This window comes from Kosakonia sp. PSU_27, assembly GCF_039409795.1.
Lineage (GTDB): Bacteria > Pseudomonadota > Gammaproteobacteria > Enterobacterales > Enterobacteriaceae > Kosakonia.
This window is the reverse complement of record NZ_JBCIVK010000001.1, coordinates 366493-383203: the sequence shown is the minus strand read 5'-3', so window position 1 is coordinate 383203 and position 16711 is coordinate 366493. Positions and strand designations below refer to the sequence as shown.

Annotated in this window: 14 protein-coding genes and 1 other annotated feature; of the genes, 8 read left to right on the top strand and 6 right to left on the bottom strand. The window is 54.6% G+C overall.

Annotated elements, in window-relative coordinates; translation table 11 throughout:
• Positions 1 to 73: 73 nt before the first annotated feature.
• Together cysB and topA are read right to left on the bottom strand one after the other, a co-directional pair.
• On the bottom strand, positions 74 to 1048 hold the full coding sequence (gene cysB, locus AAIG26_RS01825) for an HTH-type transcriptional regulator CysB (protein WP_016495871.1): 975 nt from the start codon (positions 1046 to 1048) through the stop codon (positions 74 to 76).
• Between the two features lie 180 nt (positions 1049 to 1228).
• On the bottom strand, positions 1229 to 3826 hold the full coding sequence (gene topA / locus AAIG26_RS01820) for a type I DNA topoisomerase (protein ID WP_016495870.1): 2598 nt from the start codon (positions 3824 to 3826) through the stop codon (positions 1229 to 1231).
• Positions 3827 to 4223: 397 nt separating this feature from the next.
• Between topA and AAIG26_RS01815 the strand changes: the two genes are divergently transcribed.
• Complete coding sequence (locus AAIG26_RS01815; protein ID WP_016495869.1) at positions 4224 to 4475, top strand: YciN family protein; 252 nt, start codon at positions 4224 to 4226, stop codon at positions 4473 to 4475.
• Between the two features lie 30 nt (positions 4476 to 4505).
• Here the strand turns inward: AAIG26_RS01815 and sohB are convergent, their stop codons facing one another.
• A complete protein-coding gene (sohB, locus tag AAIG26_RS01810; RefSeq protein WP_016495868.1) occupies positions 4506 to 5552 on the bottom strand; it encodes a protease SohB in 1047 nt (348 codons plus the stop codon).
• 214 nt (positions 5553 to 5766) lie between these two features.
• On the opposite strand from sohB, the gene AAIG26_RS01805 reads away from it, so the two are divergent.
• Positions 5767 to 6522 (top strand): YciK family oxidoreductase, encoded by a 756-nt coding sequence (locus AAIG26_RS01805; protein ID WP_343179483.1) that lies wholly within the window; start codon positions 5767 to 5769, stop codon positions 6520 to 6522.
• Positions 6519 to 7109, top strand: coding sequence for a cob(I)yrinic acid a,c-diamide adenosyltransferase (gene cobO, locus AAIG26_RS01800; RefSeq protein WP_016495866.1), 591 nt, complete (start codon positions 6519 to 6521; stop codon positions 7107 to 7109). Before AAIG26_RS01805 ends, cobO begins: the two co-directional genes overlap by 4 nt.
• Before the next feature lie 205 nt (positions 7110 to 7314).
• Here the strand turns inward: cobO and rluB are convergent, their stop codons facing one another.
• The 3 genes from rluB to rnm all read right to left on the bottom strand — a co-directional run bounded on the left by rluB (position 7315) and on the right by rnm (position 9803).
• Positions 7315 to 8205, bottom strand: coding sequence for a 23S rRNA pseudouridine(2605) synthase RluB (rluB, locus tag AAIG26_RS01795; RefSeq protein ID WP_016495864.1), 891 nt, complete (start codon positions 8203 to 8205; stop codon positions 7315 to 7317).
• A 99-nt stretch (positions 8206 to 8304) separates the two neighbouring features.
• Complete coding sequence (locus AAIG26_RS01790) at positions 8305 to 8925, bottom strand: L-threonylcarbamoyladenylate synthase (protein ID WP_313625556.1); 621 nt, start codon at positions 8923 to 8925, stop codon at positions 8305 to 8307.
• Positions 8922 to 9803 (bottom strand): RNase AM, encoded by an 882-nt coding sequence (gene rnm / locus AAIG26_RS01785; RefSeq protein WP_097405901.1) that lies wholly within the window; start codon positions 9801 to 9803, stop codon positions 8922 to 8924. Before rnm ends, AAIG26_RS01790 begins: the two co-directional genes overlap by 4 nt.
• Positions 9804 to 9963: 160 nt before the next feature.
• Positions 9964 to 10058, top strand: a sequence feature (Trp leader region).
• 26 nt (positions 10059 to 10084) lie between these two features.
• On the opposite strand from rnm, the gene AAIG26_RS01780 reads away from it, so the two are divergent.
• Genes AAIG26_RS01780 through trpA form a run of 5 tightly spaced genes read left to right on the top strand, consistent with a single transcriptional unit; the run spans position 10085 to position 16619 of the window.
• The gene (locus AAIG26_RS01780) at positions 10085 to 11647 is read left to right on the top strand and encodes an anthranilate synthase component 1 (protein WP_343179482.1); all 1563 of its coding nucleotides are present in this window, start codon (positions 10085 to 10087) and stop codon (positions 11645 to 11647) included.
• On the top strand, positions 11647 to 13242 hold the full coding sequence (gene trpD, locus AAIG26_RS01775; protein ID WP_343179481.1) for a bifunctional anthranilate synthase glutamate amidotransferase component TrpG/anthranilate phosphoribosyltransferase TrpD: 1596 nt from the start codon (positions 11647 to 11649) through the stop codon (positions 13240 to 13242). Before AAIG26_RS01780 ends, trpD begins: the two co-directional genes overlap by 1 nt.
• A 3-nt stretch (positions 13243 to 13245) precedes the next feature.
• Positions 13246 to 14604 (top strand): bifunctional indole-3-glycerol-phosphate synthase TrpC/phosphoribosylanthranilate isomerase TrpF, encoded by a 1359-nt coding sequence (gene trpCF / locus AAIG26_RS01770; protein ID WP_343179480.1) that lies wholly within the window; start codon positions 13246 to 13248, stop codon positions 14602 to 14604.
• 12 nt (positions 14605 to 14616) lie between these two features.
• Positions 14617 to 15810, top strand: a complete 1194-nt coding sequence (trpB, locus tag AAIG26_RS01765; protein WP_016495858.1) for a tryptophan synthase subunit beta — start codon at positions 14617 to 14619, stop codon at positions 15808 to 15810.
• A complete protein-coding gene (gene trpA, locus AAIG26_RS01760; RefSeq protein WP_343179478.1) occupies positions 15810 to 16619 on the top strand; it encodes a tryptophan synthase subunit alpha in 810 nt (269 codons plus the stop codon). The genes trpB and trpA overlap by 1 nt, the downstream gene beginning before the upstream one ends.
• Positions 16620 to 16711: the final 92 nt, after the last annotated feature.

Genomic DNA, 16711 nt, shown 5'->3' with positions numbered 1-16711 from the left:
GATGAAGATAATTCTAATTTGGCTTTAGGAGACATTATGGGTATCTTTTCGGGCGATAAGATACCCTACGGCATTATTTCTGCGGCAACTTAATATCTTTAAACATCGCTTCTATATCTTCATTAGAACGCAACGCCACGGCTGCATCGACCACATCGCGCGTTAAATGTGGCGCGAAGCGCTGAATAAAATCATACATATAGCTGCGCAGGAACGTGCTGCGACGGAAACCTATTTTTGTGGTGCTGTGGCTGAAGATTTCGTGAGCATCCAGTTTAACAAGGTCCGGATCGGAGATCGGATCCACCGCCATGCTGGCAATAACCCCTACTCCCAGCCCGAGTCTGACATATGTTTTGATAACGTCTGCATCTGTCGCGGTGAAAACGATTCGTGGCGTCAACCCTGCTCGATTAAACGCCGTGTCGAGCTCTGAACGTCCGGTGAAGCCAAAGGTGTAAGTCACCAGCGGGTATTGCGCCAGCTCATCAATACTGACGGACTGCTTAGACGCCAGCGGATGATCGGGTGTCACCACGATCGAGCGATTCCAGTGGTAGCACGGTAACATCACCAAATCATCGTAAAGATGCAGCGCTTCAGTGGCGATGGCGAAATCAGCATTGCCTTTAGAAACCGCTTCTGCAATCTGCGTCGGCGATCCCTGGTGCATGTGCAATGAAACGCGCGGATAGCGTTCGATAAACCCTTTAATCACATTCGGCAGGGCATACCGCGCCTGGGTATGCGTGGTAGCTACATACAGCGAGCCCTTATCCGGCCAGGTGTGTTCCCCCGCCACCGATTTAATTGCGTCAACTTTGGACAATACTTCACGCGCAATGCGGATGATTTCCTGCCCGGCGGGCGTCACCTGAGTGAGATGTTTGCCACTGCGGGCGAAGATTTGTATGCCGAGCTCATCTTCCAGCATGCGGACTTGTTTACTGATGCCAGGCTGAGAGGTATAGAGCCCTTCCGCCGTGGAAGAGACGTTGAGGTTGTGATTCACCACCTCGACGATATAACGAAGCTGCTGTAGTTTCATAACAGACCATCCGAAGTACGCAAACGGGGTTATCGCTTAATACGATTTGATAATAAAAAAGCGGTTAGCTATAACAACTATATCATTTATAGCTTCCGTGTATAGCAGCGAACAAAGAATAATAACGCGCAAATAAAAAGGGCCGGAAAACCGGCCCCTGAAGGTATATGGCTGAAAAAACTACTTTTTAGCTTCAGTCCATTTATTGTCGATATAAAACGCTGACCACCCGGTCGCTTTCCCGTCTTTTTCCGAAGCAACATATTGCTGCCTGGTCTTGCGGCTAAAACGCACAATGGTTTTATTGCCCTGCGGATCTTCCTGCGGGGCGTCCGCAAGATAGCGCAGTTTTTCCGGCAGACGGTCACGGAAGCGGTACAGTTCTTCTACCAGCGGTGCACGTGTTTCGCGAGATTTCGGGAAGGTATTCGCCGCGAGGAACACCCCGGCTGCGCCATCACGCAGAACAAAATAGGCATCCGATTTTTCGCACGGCAACTCCGGCAACGGTACCGGATCCTCCTTCGGCGGTGCAACTTCACCGTTACGCAGGATCTTACGCGTGTTTTTACACTCGTCGTTGGTGCAAGCCATGTACTTACCAAAACGCCCCATTTTCAGGTGCATTTCAGAACCGCATTTTTCACACTCAACGATTGGGCCGTCATACCCTTTGATGCGGAATTCACCCTCTTCGATCTCGTAGCCATCGCAGGTTGGGTTATTCCCACAGACATGCAGTTTACGCTTCGGATCAATCAGGTAACTGTCCATCGCCGTACCACATTTCTGGCAACGACGTTTGGCGCGCAGCGCGTTGGTTTCCGCATCTTCGCCTTCCAGCACATTGAGCACTTCGTTTTCCGGCACCAGGTTAATGGTGGTTTTGCAGCGCTCTTTCGGCGGTAACGCATAGCCGGAACAGCCAAGGAAAACCCCGGTACTGGCGGTACGAATGCCCATTTTACGCCCACATGTCGGGCAGTCGATGCTGGTCAGTACCATCTGATTCGGACGCATACCGCCCGCTTCAGGGTCCTGTTCAGCTTGCTCCAGCTGGCGAGAGAAATCGCCAAAGAAGCTGTCCAGCACCTTGCGCCATTCCGCTTCGTGGTTCGCCACGCGGTCGAGGCTGTCTTCCATCTGTGCGGTAAAATCGTAGTTCATCAGCTCGCGGAAATTCTCTTCCAGACGATCGGTAACAATTTCGCCCATTTTTTCCGCATAAAAACGGCGGCTTTCAACACGCACATAACCCCTGTCCTGAATGGTCGAGATGATCGACGCATAGGTAGACGGGCGGCCGATGCCGCGTTTTTCCAGCTCTTTTACCAGCGAAGCTTCGCTAAAACGCGCAGGTGGTTTGGTAAAGTGCTGTGCCGGCGTTAACTCTACAAGCGAAAGAACATCGCCTTTATTCACCGCAGGCAACGTACGATCCTCATCACCTTTGCGCAGCGCGGGCATCACTTTTGTCCAGCCATCGAAACGCAGGATACGACCACGAGCTTTAAGACGGAAATCGCCTGCGCCCACCGTCAGCGTGGTGGAATCATACTGAGCAGGCGTCATCTGACAGGCGACAAACTGGCGCCAGATCAGCTGATAAAGCTTCTGCGCGTCGGCTTCCATGTCTTTTAACGATTCAGCTAACACCGCGACATCGGAAGGACGAATAGCTTCGTGCGCCTCCTGAGAGTTCTCTTTGCTGGCGTACTGATTAGCGTTTTCCGGCAGGTATTTTTTACCAAAGTTATCAGCAATGTAGCTGCGCACCATCGACACGGCGTCCTGGCTCAGGTTTGTCGAGTCGGTACGCATATAAGTGATGTAGCCGGCTTCATACAGGCGCTGCGCCATCATCATGGTTTTCTTCACGCCAAAACCCAGACGCGTACTGGCGGCCTGTTGCAGCGTAGAGGTAATAAATGGTGCACCCGGTTTGCTACTGGTCGGCTTATCTTCCCGCTCCAGCACCGTATAACGCGCTTTTTCCAGCAGGCTGACCGCCGCCATGGTTTGCTCGCGATTAACCGGACGGAAGGCTTTATCCCCTTCATGAGTCACCTGCAGCGGCAGCGTATCGCCACCAGGCGTCGCTGTAGCAGCGTCGATCTCCCAGAACTCTTCCGGCACAAACGCTTTAATTTCGCGTTCGCGCTCAACAACCAATCGCACGGCGACCGACTGTACGCGACCAGCGGAGAGGCCGCGGGCAATTTTCTTCCACAGCAGTGGAGACACCATGTAGCCCACCACGCGGTCCATAAAACGGCGCGCCTGTTGAGCATTCACACGGTCAATATTCAGTTCGCCCGGCGTTTCGAAGGCCTGACGAATCGCATTCTTGGTAATTTCGTTAAACACGACACGGCTGTAGCGTTTCTCGTCGCCACCGATCACTTCCCGCAGGTGCCACGCAATGGCTTCCCCTTCGCGGTCAAGGTCGGTTGCGAGATAGATGTGGTCGGCTTTTTCCGCCAGCGATTTCAGCTCGGAAACCACCTTCTCTTTACCGGGCAGCACTTCATAATGTGCATCCCAGTTGTGCCATGGGTCGATCCCCATGCGATTGACAAGAGCGCCGCGTTCATCCTTTTTAGGCTTCTTAGCCGTTTTGGCGGAGGCTGAGTCTGCGCTCTTTTTGGGTGCTGAGCCACTGGTCGGCAAATCACGGATATGACCAACGCTGGATTTAACCACATAGTCATTACCCAGATATTTATTGATCGTTTTGGCTTTTGCCGGGGACTCAACGATAACGAGAGCTTTACCCATATTCACCTTTACCTAATTAAATTCTTCCAGAAATTCGTCGCATGTCGCTTCAGACCCACCGGCGACGAGCATTCAATATTGCGGCGGCGTCAATGGATATCAACCCTTTTTTTAACAAAGCGCGTAAAACGGAGCGTTCAGGTGACTGAGTTTACAGGCTTTTTCGCGCCAGGGCGGAGTAGCACAACGATATAACGGTCGAATGTCAAGCAAATCTGTTGCCAGATTGACGAAAGCGTCACACTGTACCTGATAAAATTTGTTACGCAACTTTATTAGCATGCAAAAGCGGATCACGCCAGCACAACGCCCAGGCAAAGCCCTTGCAAAACCAGGGAAAATTTGCCCGGGAACCGGGCCAGCGGTAAACTGACGAAATTTTTTGAGGAGTAGAAAAATGCAAGAGACATCTCAGCCAATCAATCGCCAGTCTCTGCTTGAACTGGCTAATAAAATGATCAGTGAGCATGATGACACGCTATCCGGTATCGTCGCGACCGGCGTCAGCCAGCGTAACGGCGTACTAGTTTTCAGCGGCGAGTATTTTCTTGATGAGCAAGGCTTACCGACGGCGAAAAGTACAGCGGTATTCAACATGTTCAAATACTTAGCGCATGAGCTTTCTGAAAAATATCATCTGATTGACTAAAAGAAAACGCGAGGCCGAAGCCTCGCGTTTTTACATCATCGGTTTTTGCCCGCGCTGCCACCAGCGCATCAGCAAATGATCGATGCTCTCCATCGCACTGCCCGTAAAACGCTCCATCAGTTTTTTACGCTGCTGATAGCGCACACCAATCACTTCGTGATCTTCGATAAGCCCCAGCAGCAGATCATCGCTGGTGCCAATGGCGTCGATCAGCCCTTTATCAAGCGCCTGGGAGCCGTACCAGTGCTCACCCGTCGCCACGCTTTCAATGTCCAGTTCAGGCCGCATCTGGTGAACAAAACCTTTAAACAGATCGTGAGTTTCGTTCAGGCTCTCGCGAAATTTCTGCCGCCCTTCTTCCGTGTTTTCACCAAGCAGTGTCAGCGTACGTTTGAACTGACCCGCCGTGTGCAACTCAATGTCGATCTCTTTGCCTTTGAGAAAGCGGTTAAAGTTGGGGATCTGCGCTACCACGCCGATAGACCCGATGATCGCGAACGGTGCCGCAACAATTTTATCGGCCACGCAGGCCATCATATAGCCGCCACTGGCAGCCACTTTGTCGACGGCGATGGTCAACGGGATATGCTTGTCGCGCAAACGTTGTAACTGGGAAGCGGCAAGACCGTAGCCATGCACCACGCCTCCCGGGCTTTCCAGGCGCACAACGACTTGATCCTGCGGCGTTGCCACCGCCAGCACTGCCGTAATCTCTTCACGCAATGCGTTGACTTCGCCCGCGTCCATACTGCCTTTGAAATCGAGCACATAGGCACGCGGCGCGCCTTTGTCTTGCTGTTCGCCGGCCTTCGCCTTCGCTTTTGCCGCTTTCGCTTCCAGCTTCAGTTTTTTCTTCTGCGCTTTGTGCCAACGTTTCTGTTGGTGATCATCCAGCAAGGACACCGACATCTCCTCCTGCATCTCTTTATATTGCTCACTCAAACGGGTGATTTTCAGTTCTCCCCGCTGGCGTTTGCGCTGTGTCAAATTAACAATCAGCACGGCCACAACAGCAATCGCCACGACGACAGTCGCGATTTTGGCCAGAAACAGGCCATACTCAGACAGTAATTCCATGCATACCACCTCGATTACACCACTCGACAATCGCACCAGTGTACATGAGCGATGCTGGCACGTCTCGCGTAAGCCATTGGTACAATGTGCCATGTTGCTGAATTTTTTCGTAAAGGTTGCGCAACCTTCCCGCAGGCTGATTGAAATAGCCCTCTGTTTAAGGCATAAAGCCAACATGTGAAGGCGATAACAGGCTCCGGCCTGAGGAGAGAGTGTGCATTATCAGCCACAACGCGATTTGTTAAACGATCGCATCATTCTGGTGACCGGTGCCAGCGACGGCATCGGCAAAGAAGCGGCGCTGACCTACGCCCGCTACGGCGCCCGCCTCATTCTGCTGGGGCGAGACGACGCGAAATTACAGCAGGTTGCGCGCGATATTGAACAAGAAGGCCAGCAAGCGCAGTGGTTTACCCTCGATATGGCAAGCTGCACCCCGGAAATGTGCCAGCAACTGGCTGATACCATTGCGGCCACCGTGCCGCGTCTGGATGGTGTATTGCACAATGCCGGTTTACTCGGGGATGTATCGCCAATGATCGAGCAGGTTCCAGCAGTCTGGAACGAGGTGATGCAGGTCAACGTGAACGCCACTTTTTATCTCACCCAGGCGCTTCTTCCTTTATTACTTAACTCGGACTGCGGCTCTCTGGTTTTCACCTCCTCGAGCGTTGGCCGCCAGGGACGTGCTAACTGGGGCGCTTATGCTGTGTCGAAATTTGCCACCGAAGGGATGATGCAGGTGCTGGCCGAAGAGTATCAAAACCGGGTGCGGGTCAACTGTATTAACCCAGGCGGTACGCGCACCAAAATGCGTGCCAGCGCCTTTCCGACCGAAGATCCAGACAAACTGAAAACCCCCGCCGATATTATGCCGCTTTATCTGTGGCTGATGGGCGATGACAGCCGCCGTAAAACCGGTATGAGTTTTGATGCCCAACCGGGTCGCAAACCAGGAATTTCACAATGAGCGAAGAACGATATCAGCAACGCCAGCAGCGCGTGAAAGAGCGTGTCGATGCGCGCGTCGCTGCCGCACAGGATGAACGCGGGATCATTATTGTTTTTACCGGAAACGGTAAAGGGAAAACCACCGCCGCATTCGGTACGGCAACACGCGCAGTCGGCCATGGTAAAAAAGTGGGCGCCATTCAGTTTATCAAAGGGACGTGGCCGAATGGCGAACGCAACCTGCTGGAACCGCTGGGCGTGGAATTCCAGGTGATGGCAACCGGTTTTACCTGGGATACGCAAAACCGCGAAAGCGACACCGCAGCCTGTCTGGCGGTCTGGCAACATGCCGAACGAATGCTGGCCGATCCCGCGCTGGATATGGTGCTGCTGGATGAACTGACCTATATGGTGGCCTATGATTACCTGCCGCTGGAAACGGTACTTGACGCGTTACGCAAACGCCCGGCAAACCAGACGGTGATTATCACCGGACGCGGCTGCCACCGCGATATTCTTGACCTGGCGGATACCGTCAGCGAATTACGACCGGTGAAACACGCTTTTGAAGCGGGCGTGAAAGCGCAACAAGGTATCGATTACTGACGCGACGTAAGGCTGCCGTCATTGCAGGCAGCGCTTTTTACCCCTGGAGACCGGGCCGCAGACCTTAGCAAGCAGCTACAGCTACCGCGTGAGATTTCACGCAAGCGATCGGGCTGAACCAAATCAGTTCCACATCCACTGACATGATTCTTTGGTGAGCAACAAAAAAGGGGCTTTCGCCCCTTTCTCATATTCTTTATTAGGATCAGTCGTTTTTATTACGCGAACTGCCAGGACGACGACCACCACCGGACTTGCCAGCCGGTTGGCTGTGACGTTTCACCGCGCGGCGGATCTGGTTCGCTTTCATGCGACGGCGATCTTTCTCCACGGCCACTTTGGATTGCGTTTCCGCATCCAGCCCCACCAGCTCACGCAGGTAGTTCGTTTGCGCCAGATCGAGTTCCGTCCAGCCACCGCGAGGCAAACCTTTTGGCAGCGGAATATCACCGTAACGTACGCGGATCAGGCGGCTAACCTGTACGCCAACCGCTTCCCACAGACGACGCACTTCACGGTTGCGCCCTTCGGTCAGGGTGACGTTATACCACTGGTTAATGCCTTCGCCACCGCTGAACTTGATGGTTTTAAACGCCGCCGGGCCATCTTCCAGCTGCACACCGCGCGACAGATCGCGCAACTTCGCGTCATCAACTTCGCCAAAAACACGTACCGCGTATTCACGCTCAACTTCACGGCTCGGGTGCATCAGGCGGTTCGCCAGTTCACCATCGGTGGTAAACAGCAACAGACCGCAGGTATTAACGTCGAGGCGACCTACCGCGATCCAGCGCGCGCCGCGCAGTTTCGGTAGACGATCAAAAACTGTCGGGCGTCCTTCCGGATCGTTACGCGTACAGAGTTCGCCTTCCGGTTTGTAGTACGCCAGCACGCGGCAGATCTGCTCCACGGACTCTTTCACTGAAATGAGGTGGCCATCGATACGGATTTTCAGCGCAGGCGTTACTTCCACGCGATCGCCCAGTGTGGCGATTTTGCCGTCCACGCTTACGCGGCCAGCCTCAATAATAGATTCGATTTCACGGCGGGAACCGTGGCCAGCTCGCGCCAGCACTTTCTGTAGTTTCTCGCTCATAGAGCTTCCTTCAGGTGTCGCCTTCACAGGCGTCGAATAGGGTCATCAGGTCGGCGAAGCCGCTGTTGAAATGGCCGCGTAGTATAGCGGCTTGCGCCACTATAAGAAAGGCTTAACGTCGCCAACCCCTTCGCGAATAACCTCGGGTGTCGATTCCGTTAAATCGACCACCGTCGTCGGTTGTTGGCCGAGATAGCCACCGTGGATGATTAAATCCACCATTTTTTCCAGCCGATCTTTAATTTCATCCGGATCAGATTCGGTAAAATCACTGCCCGGCAGCATTAACGAGGTGGAGAGCATCGGTTCGTTGAGCGTTTCCAGCAGCGCCAGCGCAATCGGGTTCGACGGTACGCGCAGACCAATCGTTTTGCGTTTTTCCTGCAATAAACGGCGCGGCACCTCTTTTGTCCCTTTCAGGATAAACGTGTAATTGCCGGGCGTATTATTTTTAATCAGACGAAAAGCCACGTTATCGACAAAGGCATACGTCGACAGCTCCGATAAATCGCGGCACATCAGCGTAAAGTTGTGACCATCCGGCAGGTGACGAATGCGGCAAATACGCTCCATCGCCCCTTTGTCTTCAATTTTACAGCCCAACGCATAACCGGAATCGGTGGGGTACACGATGACGCCGCCTTTACGCACAATTTCTACCGCCTGGTTAATCAACCGCGGCTGGGGGTTTTCCGGATGAATATAAAAAAATTGACTCATACTTCCCTCTCTCTGTTCTGTTGCGGCTGCTCCCATTTCAGCCATACGCCCTCAACACCGGCCGGAAGCCAGAGTTTGCGCCCCAGTTCAATCCATGGGCAAGGCTGATGGAAATCAGAACCTTGCGACGCCAATAAACCAAACTGACAGGCATACGCGGCGAGCTGCGTTCGCTCGTTGGGAGCCTGCTGGCATTGGGCGACTTCCATCGCCTCACCGCCGCACTGTGCAAAATACGCCAGCAGCCTTTTCAGCCATTTAGCAGAAAGGTTATAGCGACCAGGGTGGGCCATTACCGCCGTTCCGCCAGAATGATGAATCACATCAATAGCTTGTTCTATTGTACACCACTGGGGAGGAACGTATCCCGTTTTGCCCCGTGCCAGATACTTTTTAAACACATCGGCAATATTGCTCGCTTTGCCCTGTTCCACCAGGAAACGGGCAAAGTGTCCGCGCGTTACATTCGCCCCCTGCGCCAGCCGTTGCGCGCCTTCCCAGGCACCGGGAATGTGCGCTTTTTCTAAACGCTCAGCAATCAGTTTCGCCCGCTGGACCCGGCGTTCAGATTGCGCCTGCAAAAAAGTACGCAGCGTCGGGTGGTCAATATCAATATTCAGACCAACAATATGTATTTCGTGGTTTTCCCAGACGGTGGAGATCTCCACACCGCTGATAAGCTGCAAATCCAGTCCGGCACGGACAATTTCCGCACGGGCTGCAGGAATGGCATCGGTGGTATCGTGGTCGGTTATCGCCAGCGTACCGACGCGCATTTCTACCGCGCGATGCACCAGTTGTTCCGGGGAAAGCAGACCGTCAGAGGCCGTCGTATGGCTGTGAAGATCGTAAATAATGGCGTAATTCGTGTCGCTCAAAGCGGCTCCGCTAATTCATCTGGACGTCGGTTTGTCGCCTATCATACAGTCCAGAGAATATTTTCTGAATTCGAGGTTGACTTTCTTTTCCTGAACCAGTTAACTAGTACGCAAGTTCACACAACAAGGTATCGCAAACATGAATGCACATTTCTCTGTTACTCGCTGGTGGCGCACTCCCTGACAAGGGCTGTGAGATCACGTGCGCATTCAGCATACCGATACCAGGCCCGCTCACCCAGCGGGCTTTTTTTTGAACAAAATAAATAATGAGAGCGACTATGCAAACGCAAAAACCAGCACTCGAACTTCTGACCAGCAACGCCAGCTACCGCAGTAACCCGACGGCGTTGTTCCATCAATTATGCGGTGCCCGCCCGGCAACTCTGCTGCTGGAATCAGCGGATATTGATAGTAAAAGTGACTTAAAAAGCCTGCTGTTGGTTGATAGCGCATTGCGTATCACCGCGCTTGGTGACACTGTCACCATTACAGCATTAACTGAAAATGGAGCAGCACTCCTGGCGCTGCTGGATAACGCCCTTCCAGCCGGTGTTGAAAACACCCTGCTGCCCGATGGGCGCGAGCTGCGATTCCCGCCGGTCAGCAGCCTGCTGGATGAAGACGCCCGCCTCTGTTCGCTCTCTGTGTTTGATGCTTTTCGCTTATTACAAAACCTGGTCGACGTCCCTTGCGATGAACGCGAAGCCATGTTCTTCGGCGGCTTGTTCGCGTATGACCTGGTAGCCGGTTTTGAAGATTTACCGCAGCTTACGCACGATCGCCGTTGCCCGGACTACTGCTTTTACCTCGCCGAAACCTTACTGGTGATCGACCACCAGAAACAGCAAACCCGTATCCAGGCAAGCCTGTTTACGCCTTCAGCAGAGGAAAAAGACCGCCTGCTCCAGCGAATCGACACCCTGCGCCAGCAGCTGGATCACCCGGCCGGTGCGTTGCCGGTGGAGAAAGTTGAACATATGCGCTGCGACTGCAACCAGAGTGATGAAGAGTACGGCGCAGTGGTTCGCGAAATGCAAAAAGCGATTCGCGCGGGCGAGATTTTTCAGGTAGTACCGTCTCGTCGCTTCACCCTGCCTTGCCCTTCACCGCTGGCGGCTTACGAAGTGTTAAAAAAGAGCAACCCCAGCCCGTACATGTTCTTTATGCAGGATAACGATTTCACGCTGTTCGGTGCCTCACCGGAAAGCTCGCTGAAATACGACGCCAGCAACCGCCAGATTGAGATCTACCCTATCGCCGGCACCCGTCCGCGTGGACGCCGTCCGGATGGTTCACTGGATCGCGATCTCGACAGCCGTATTGAACTGGAGATGCGTACCGACCACAAAGAGCTGTCAGAACACTTAATGCTGGTGGATCTGGCGCGTAATGATCTGGCGCGCATCTGCACACCGGGTAGCCGCTATGTCGCTGATTTAACCAAAGTCGATCGCTACTCCTACGTGATGCACCTGGTTTCACGCGTGGTGGGTGAGCTGCGTCAGGATCTGGATGTTCTGCACGCCTACCGCGCCTGCATGAACATGGGCACCTTGAGCGGTGCGCCAAAAGTGCGCGCAATGCAGTTAATTGCTAAAGCGGAAGGCACACGTCGCGGTAGTTACGGCGGCGCGGTGGGTTATTTCACCGCCCATGGCGATCTGGATACCTGCATCGTGATTCGTTCTGCGTGGGTGGAGGACGGTGTGGCAACGGTACAGGCAGGCGCGGGTGTCGTGCTGGATTCCGTTCCGCAATCTGAAGCCGATGAAACCCGTAATAAAGCTCGCGCGGTTCTGCGCGCTATCGCTACCGCACACCACGCTCAGGAGACTTTCTGATGGCTGACATTCTGCTGCTTGATAACATCGATTCCTTTACTTACAACCTGGCGGATCAGCTGCGTGCGAGCGGACACAACGTGGTGATTTACCGTAACCATGTTCCGGCGCAGACCTTGATCGACCGCCTTCAGACAATGCAAAACCCGGTGCTGATGCTTTCTCCAGGCCCAGGCGCACCGTCTGAAGCGGGCTGCATGCCGGAGCTGCTTACGCGGTTGCGCGGCAAGTTACCGATTATCGGTATCTGCCTCGGCCACCAGGCGATTGTTGAAGCCTATGGCGGCTACGTCGGCCAGGCTGGTGAAATCCTCCACGGCAAAGCCTCAAGTATCGAACATGATGGCCAGGCGATGTTCGCGGGGTTAAGTAACCCGCTTCCCGTTGCGCGTTACCACTCACTGGTGGGCAGCAACATCCCGGCAGGATTAACCATCAATGCCCATTTTAACGGCATGGTGATGGCGGTGCGTCACGACGCCGATCGCGTTTGCGGTTTCCAGTTCCACCCGGAGTCGATTTTGACCACGCAAGGCGCACGTATGCTGGAACAAACGCTGGCCTGGGCGCTGCAAAAACTGGAGCAGACAAATACGCTGCAACCGATTCTGGAAAAACTGTATCAGGCGCAAACACTCAGCCAGCAGGAGAGCCACCAGCTTTTCTCTGCGGTGGTACGCGGCGAGCTGAAGCCGGAACAACTGGCGGCCGCGCTGGTGAGTATGAAAATTCGCGGTGAGCATCCCAACGAAATTGCCGGAGCGGCCACCGCACTGCTGGAGAATGCCGCGCCGTTCCCGCGCCCGGACTATGCTTTTGCCGATATCGTCGGCACCGGTGGCGACGGCAGCAACAGCATCAATATTTCCACCGCCAGTGCATTTGTCGCTGCTGCGTGCGGACTGAAAGTCGCCAAACACGGCAATCGCAGCGTGTCGAGCCGTTCCGGCTCATCGGATTTGCTGGCGGCATTTGGTATTAATCTGGATATGAACGCAGATAAATCGCGTACCGCGCTCGATGAGTTGGGTGTCTGTTTCCTGTTTGCGCCGAAGTATCACACCGGTTTTCGCCACGCAATGCCGGTCCGTCAGCAGTTGAAAACCCGCACGCTGTTCAACGTGCTCGGCCCGTTGATTAATCCGGCGCACCCGCCGCTGGCGCTGATCGGCGTTTATAGCCCGGAGCTGGTGCTGCCGATTGCCGAAACCCTGCGCGTCCTCGGTTATCAGCGTGCGGCAGTCGTACACAGCGGCGGCATGGACGAAGTGTCACTGCATGCGCCTACACTGGTTGCCGAACTGCACGATGGCGAAATCAAAAGTTACCAACTCACCGCTGCCGACTTTGGCCTGACGCCATACCATCAGGAAGCGCTGGCTGGCGGGACACCGGAAGAAAACCGTGACATTCTGACACGCTTACTCCAGGGTAAAGGTGAGGCCGCGCATGAAGCCGCCGTCGCCGCCAATGTCGCCATGCTGATGCGTCTGCACGGCGAAGAGGATTTACAGGCCAACGCGCAGAAAGTTCTGGATGTGCTGCACAGCGGAGCAGCCTACGACAAAGTCACCGCACTTGCGGCAAGAGGGTAAAAAATGCAGACCGTTTTAGCGAAAATCGTCGCCGATAAAGCCGTATGGGTAGCGGCGCGCAAGGAGCAACAACCGCTGGCCAGTTTTCAGAACGATGTCGTGCCAAGCACACGTCGCTTCTACGATGCCCTGCAAGGCACGCGGACAGCGTTTATCCTGGAGTGCAAAAAAGCCTCGCCCTCCAAAGGCGTGATCCGCAATGATTTTGACCCGGCGCGCATTGCGTCTATTTACAAACATCATGCGTCGGCAATTTCCGTGCTGACGGATGAGAAATATTTCCAGGGCAGTTTTGATTTTCTGCCGATTGTCAGCGGCATCGCGCCGCAGCCAATCCTGTGCAAAGACTTTATTATCGACGCTTATCAGATTTACCTGGCGCGTTACTACAAGGCAGATGCGTGCCTGCTGATGCTTTCGGTACTCGACGATGAGCAGTACCGCCAGCTTGCCGCCGTCGCGCACAGTCTGAATATGGGCGTGCTGACGGAAGTCAGTAATGAAGAAGAGCTGCAACGCGCTATCGCGCTGGAAGCGAAAGTCGTCGGCATCAACAACCGCGACCTGCGCGACCTGTCCATCGATTTGAACCGCACCCGTGAGCTTGCACCGCGCCTTGGCACAGGCGTGACGGTCATCAGCGAATCTGGCATCAATACTTATGCTCAGGTGCGTGAGCTCAGCCATTTTGCCAATGGTTTCCTGATTGGCTCCGCGCTGATGTCCCATGACGATCTCGATGCGGCAGTAAAACGCGTTTTGCTGGGTGAAAACAAAGTGTGCGGGCTGACCCGCCCGCAGGACGCGCAGGCGGCTCATCAGGCCGGTGCCATCTACGGTGGTTTGATCTTCGTGGCCAGCTCCCCGCGCGCCGTAACGGAAGTGCAGGCACAAACGTTGATGCAGGCCGCGCCACTGCAATATGTTGGTGTGTTCAGTAATGCCGCGCCCGAAGACGTGGTGGCTAAAGTTAACGCGCTCAATCTGGTAGCCGTCCAACTGCACGGTGATGAAGACCAGGCTTATATCGATACGCTGCGCGAGCGTCTGCCGACAAAGACGCAAATCTGGAAAGCGCTCAGCGTTGGCGACAGCCTGCCCGCGCGGCGCTTCCGGCAGGTCGATAAATATGTGTTTGATAACGGCCAGGGCGGCAGCGGTAAACGTTTCGACTGGTCGCTGCTGGCAGGCGAACCGCTGGATAACGTGATTCTTGCTGGTGGCCTGAGCGCAGATAATTGCGTGCAGGCGGCCAAAACCGGCTGTGCCGGACTCGATTTTAATTCAGGCGTGGAGTCGGAACCGGGTATCAAAGATGCCAGCAAACTGGCCTCGGTTTTCCGCACGCTGCGCGCTTATTAAGGAAAGAAGATAATGACAACACTACTGAATCCCTATTTTGGCGAGTTTGGCGGAATGTTCGTTCCGCAAATCCTGATGCCGGCATTGCGCCAGCTTGAAGAAGCCTTTGTCAGCGCACAGAGCGATGCCGAATTTCAGCAACAGTTTAACGATCTGCTGAAAAACTACGCCGGACGTCCGACCGCGCTGACCAAATGCCAGAACATTACTGCCGGTACGCGCACCACGCTTTACCTCAAGCGTGAAGATTTGCTGCATGGTGGCGCGCACAAAACCAACCAGGTGCTGGGTCAGGCGTTGCTGGCAAAACGCATGGGCAAAACCGAAATTATCGCCGAAACGGGAGCGGGTCAGCATGGCGTGGCCTCGGCGCTGGCGAGCGCCCTGCTGGGCCTGAAATGTCGCATTTATATGGGCGCAAAAGACGTTGAACGCCAGTCGCCAAATGTGTTCCGCATGCGCTTAATGGGCGCGGAAGTCATCCCGGTACACAGCGGTTCCGCCACGCTGAAAGATGCCTGTAACGAGGCGCTGCGCGACTGGTCTGGTAGCTATGAAACCGCGCACTATATGCTGGGAACTGCGGCAGGTCCGCACCCTTTCCCGACCATTGTGCGCGAGTTCCAGCGCATGATTGGTGAAGAGACCAAAGCGCAGATCCTCGAAAAAGAGGGGCGTCTGCCGGATGCAGTTATCGCCTGTGTGGGCGGTGGTTCTAACGCGATCGGTATGTTTGCCGATTTTATCGACGAAACCTCTGTCGGCCTGATTGGTGTCGAACCGGCGGGTCACGGTATTGAAACCGGCGAGCACGGCGCACCGCTGAAACATGGCCGCGTTGGCATCTATTTTGGTATGAAATCGCCGATGATGCAGACAGAAGAAGGCCAGATTGAAGAGTCTTACTCTATTTCTGCGGGTCTTGATTTCCCGTCAGTCGGACCGCAGCATGCGTACCTCAACAGTACGGGGCGTGCCGACTATGTTTCGATCACCGATGACGAGGCGCTGGAAGCCTTCAAAACCCTGTGCCGCCATGAAGGGATCATTCCGGCGCTGGAATCCTCGCACGCCCTCGCCCATGCGCTAAAAATGATGCGCGAGAACCCGGACAAAGAACAGTTGCTGGTGGTTAACCTTTCCGGACGCGGCGACAAAGATATTTTTACCGTACATGACATCCTGAAAGCGCGAGGGGAAATCTGATGGAACGCTATGACAATTTATTTAAACAGCTGAGCGCGCGTAAAGAAGGTGCATTCGTTCCCTTCGTCACGCTGGGCGATCCGTCCCCGGAACAGTCGTTAAAAATCATTGATACGCTGATTGAAGAGGGTGCGGATGCGCTTGAGCTGGGGATCCCCTTTTCCGACCCGCTGGCGGATGGCCCGACCATCCAGAACGCCACGCTGCGCGCCTTTGCCGCAGGCGTGACACCGTCACAATGTTTCGAAATGCTGGCAACCATTCGCCAGAAGCATCCGACCATCCCTGTTGGCTTGCTGATGTACGCCAACCTGGTTTTCAGTCGGGGAATTGACGAATTCTATGCCCAGTGCGCAAAAGTCGGCGTCGATTCTGTGCTGGTGGCGGATGTGCCGATTGAAGAGTCCGCACCGTTCCGCCAGGCGGCTTTGCGCCATAATATCGCGCCCATTTTTATCTGCCCGCCAAACGCGGACGACGATCTGCTGCGCCAGATTGCCTCTTATGGCCGGGGGTACACCTACCTGCTTTCGCGCGCTGGGGTCACGGGCGCGGAAAACCGTGCGGCGCTGCCACTGCACCATCTGGTGGAAAAACTTACCGAGTATCACGCTGCGCCCGCGCTGCAGGGCTTCGGTATTTCCGCACCGGATCAGGTTAGCGCTGCCGTAGAAGCAGGTGCCGCCGGGGCGATTTCCGGTTCAGCGATCGTGAAAATCATCGAGAAAAATCTCGCCAACCCAACGGCTATGCTGGCTGAACTGAAAGCCTTTGTGCAAAGCCTGAAAGGCGCTACTTTACCGCGTTAACCTCCCGCACCGCCTGTTGATTCAGGCGGTGCGCTTTCCTGTTTATCCCCATGTTTTCCAGACGCATTGTTAAAAGGTTCATATTTTCTGTG

What these genes read in the sequence shown, in the direction of transcription:
- cobO (WP_016495866.1), top strand. Translation starts at nt 6,519, where the DNA reads ATGAGCGAAGAACGATATCAGCAACGCCAGCAGCGCGTGAAAGAGCGT.
- rluB (WP_016495864.1), bottom strand. Translation starts at nt 8,205, where the DNA reads ATGAGCGAGAAACTACAGAAAGTGCTGGCGCGAGCTGGCCACGGTTCC.
- sohB (WP_016495868.1), bottom strand. Translation starts at nt 5,552, where the DNA reads ATGGAATTACTGTCTGAGTATGGCCTGTTTCTGGCCAAAATCGCGACT.
- AAIG26_RS01815 (WP_016495869.1), top strand. Translation starts at nt 4,224, where the DNA reads ATGCAAGAGACATCTCAGCCAATCAATCGCCAGTCTCTGCTTGAACTG.
- cysB (WP_016495871.1), bottom strand. Translation starts at nt 1,048, where the DNA reads ATGAAACTACAGCAGCTTCGTTATATCGTCGAGGTGGTGAATCACAAC.
- trpB (WP_016495858.1), top strand. Translation starts at nt 14,617, where the DNA reads ATGACAACACTACTGAATCCCTATTTTGGCGAGTTTGGCGGAATGTTC.
- AAIG26_RS01790 (WP_313625556.1), bottom strand. Translation starts at nt 8,925, where the DNA reads ATGAGTCAATTTTTTTATATTCATCCGGAAAACCCCCAGCCGCGGTTG.
- trpD (WP_343179481.1), top strand. Translation starts at nt 11,647, where the DNA reads ATGGCTGACATTCTGCTGCTTGATAACATCGATTCCTTTACTTACAAC.
- trpCF (WP_343179480.1), top strand. Translation starts at nt 13,246, where the DNA reads ATGCAGACCGTTTTAGCGAAAATCGTCGCCGATAAAGCCGTATGGGTA.
- topA (WP_016495870.1), bottom strand. Translation starts at nt 3,826, where the DNA reads ATGGGTAAAGCTCTCGTTATCGTTGAGTCCCCGGCAAAAGCCAAAACG.
- trpA (WP_343179478.1), top strand. Translation starts at nt 15,810, where the DNA reads ATGGAACGCTATGACAATTTATTTAAACAGCTGAGCGCGCGTAAAGAA.
- AAIG26_RS01780 (WP_343179482.1), top strand. Translation starts at nt 10,085, where the DNA reads ATGCAAACGCAAAAACCAGCACTCGAACTTCTGACCAGCAACGCCAGC.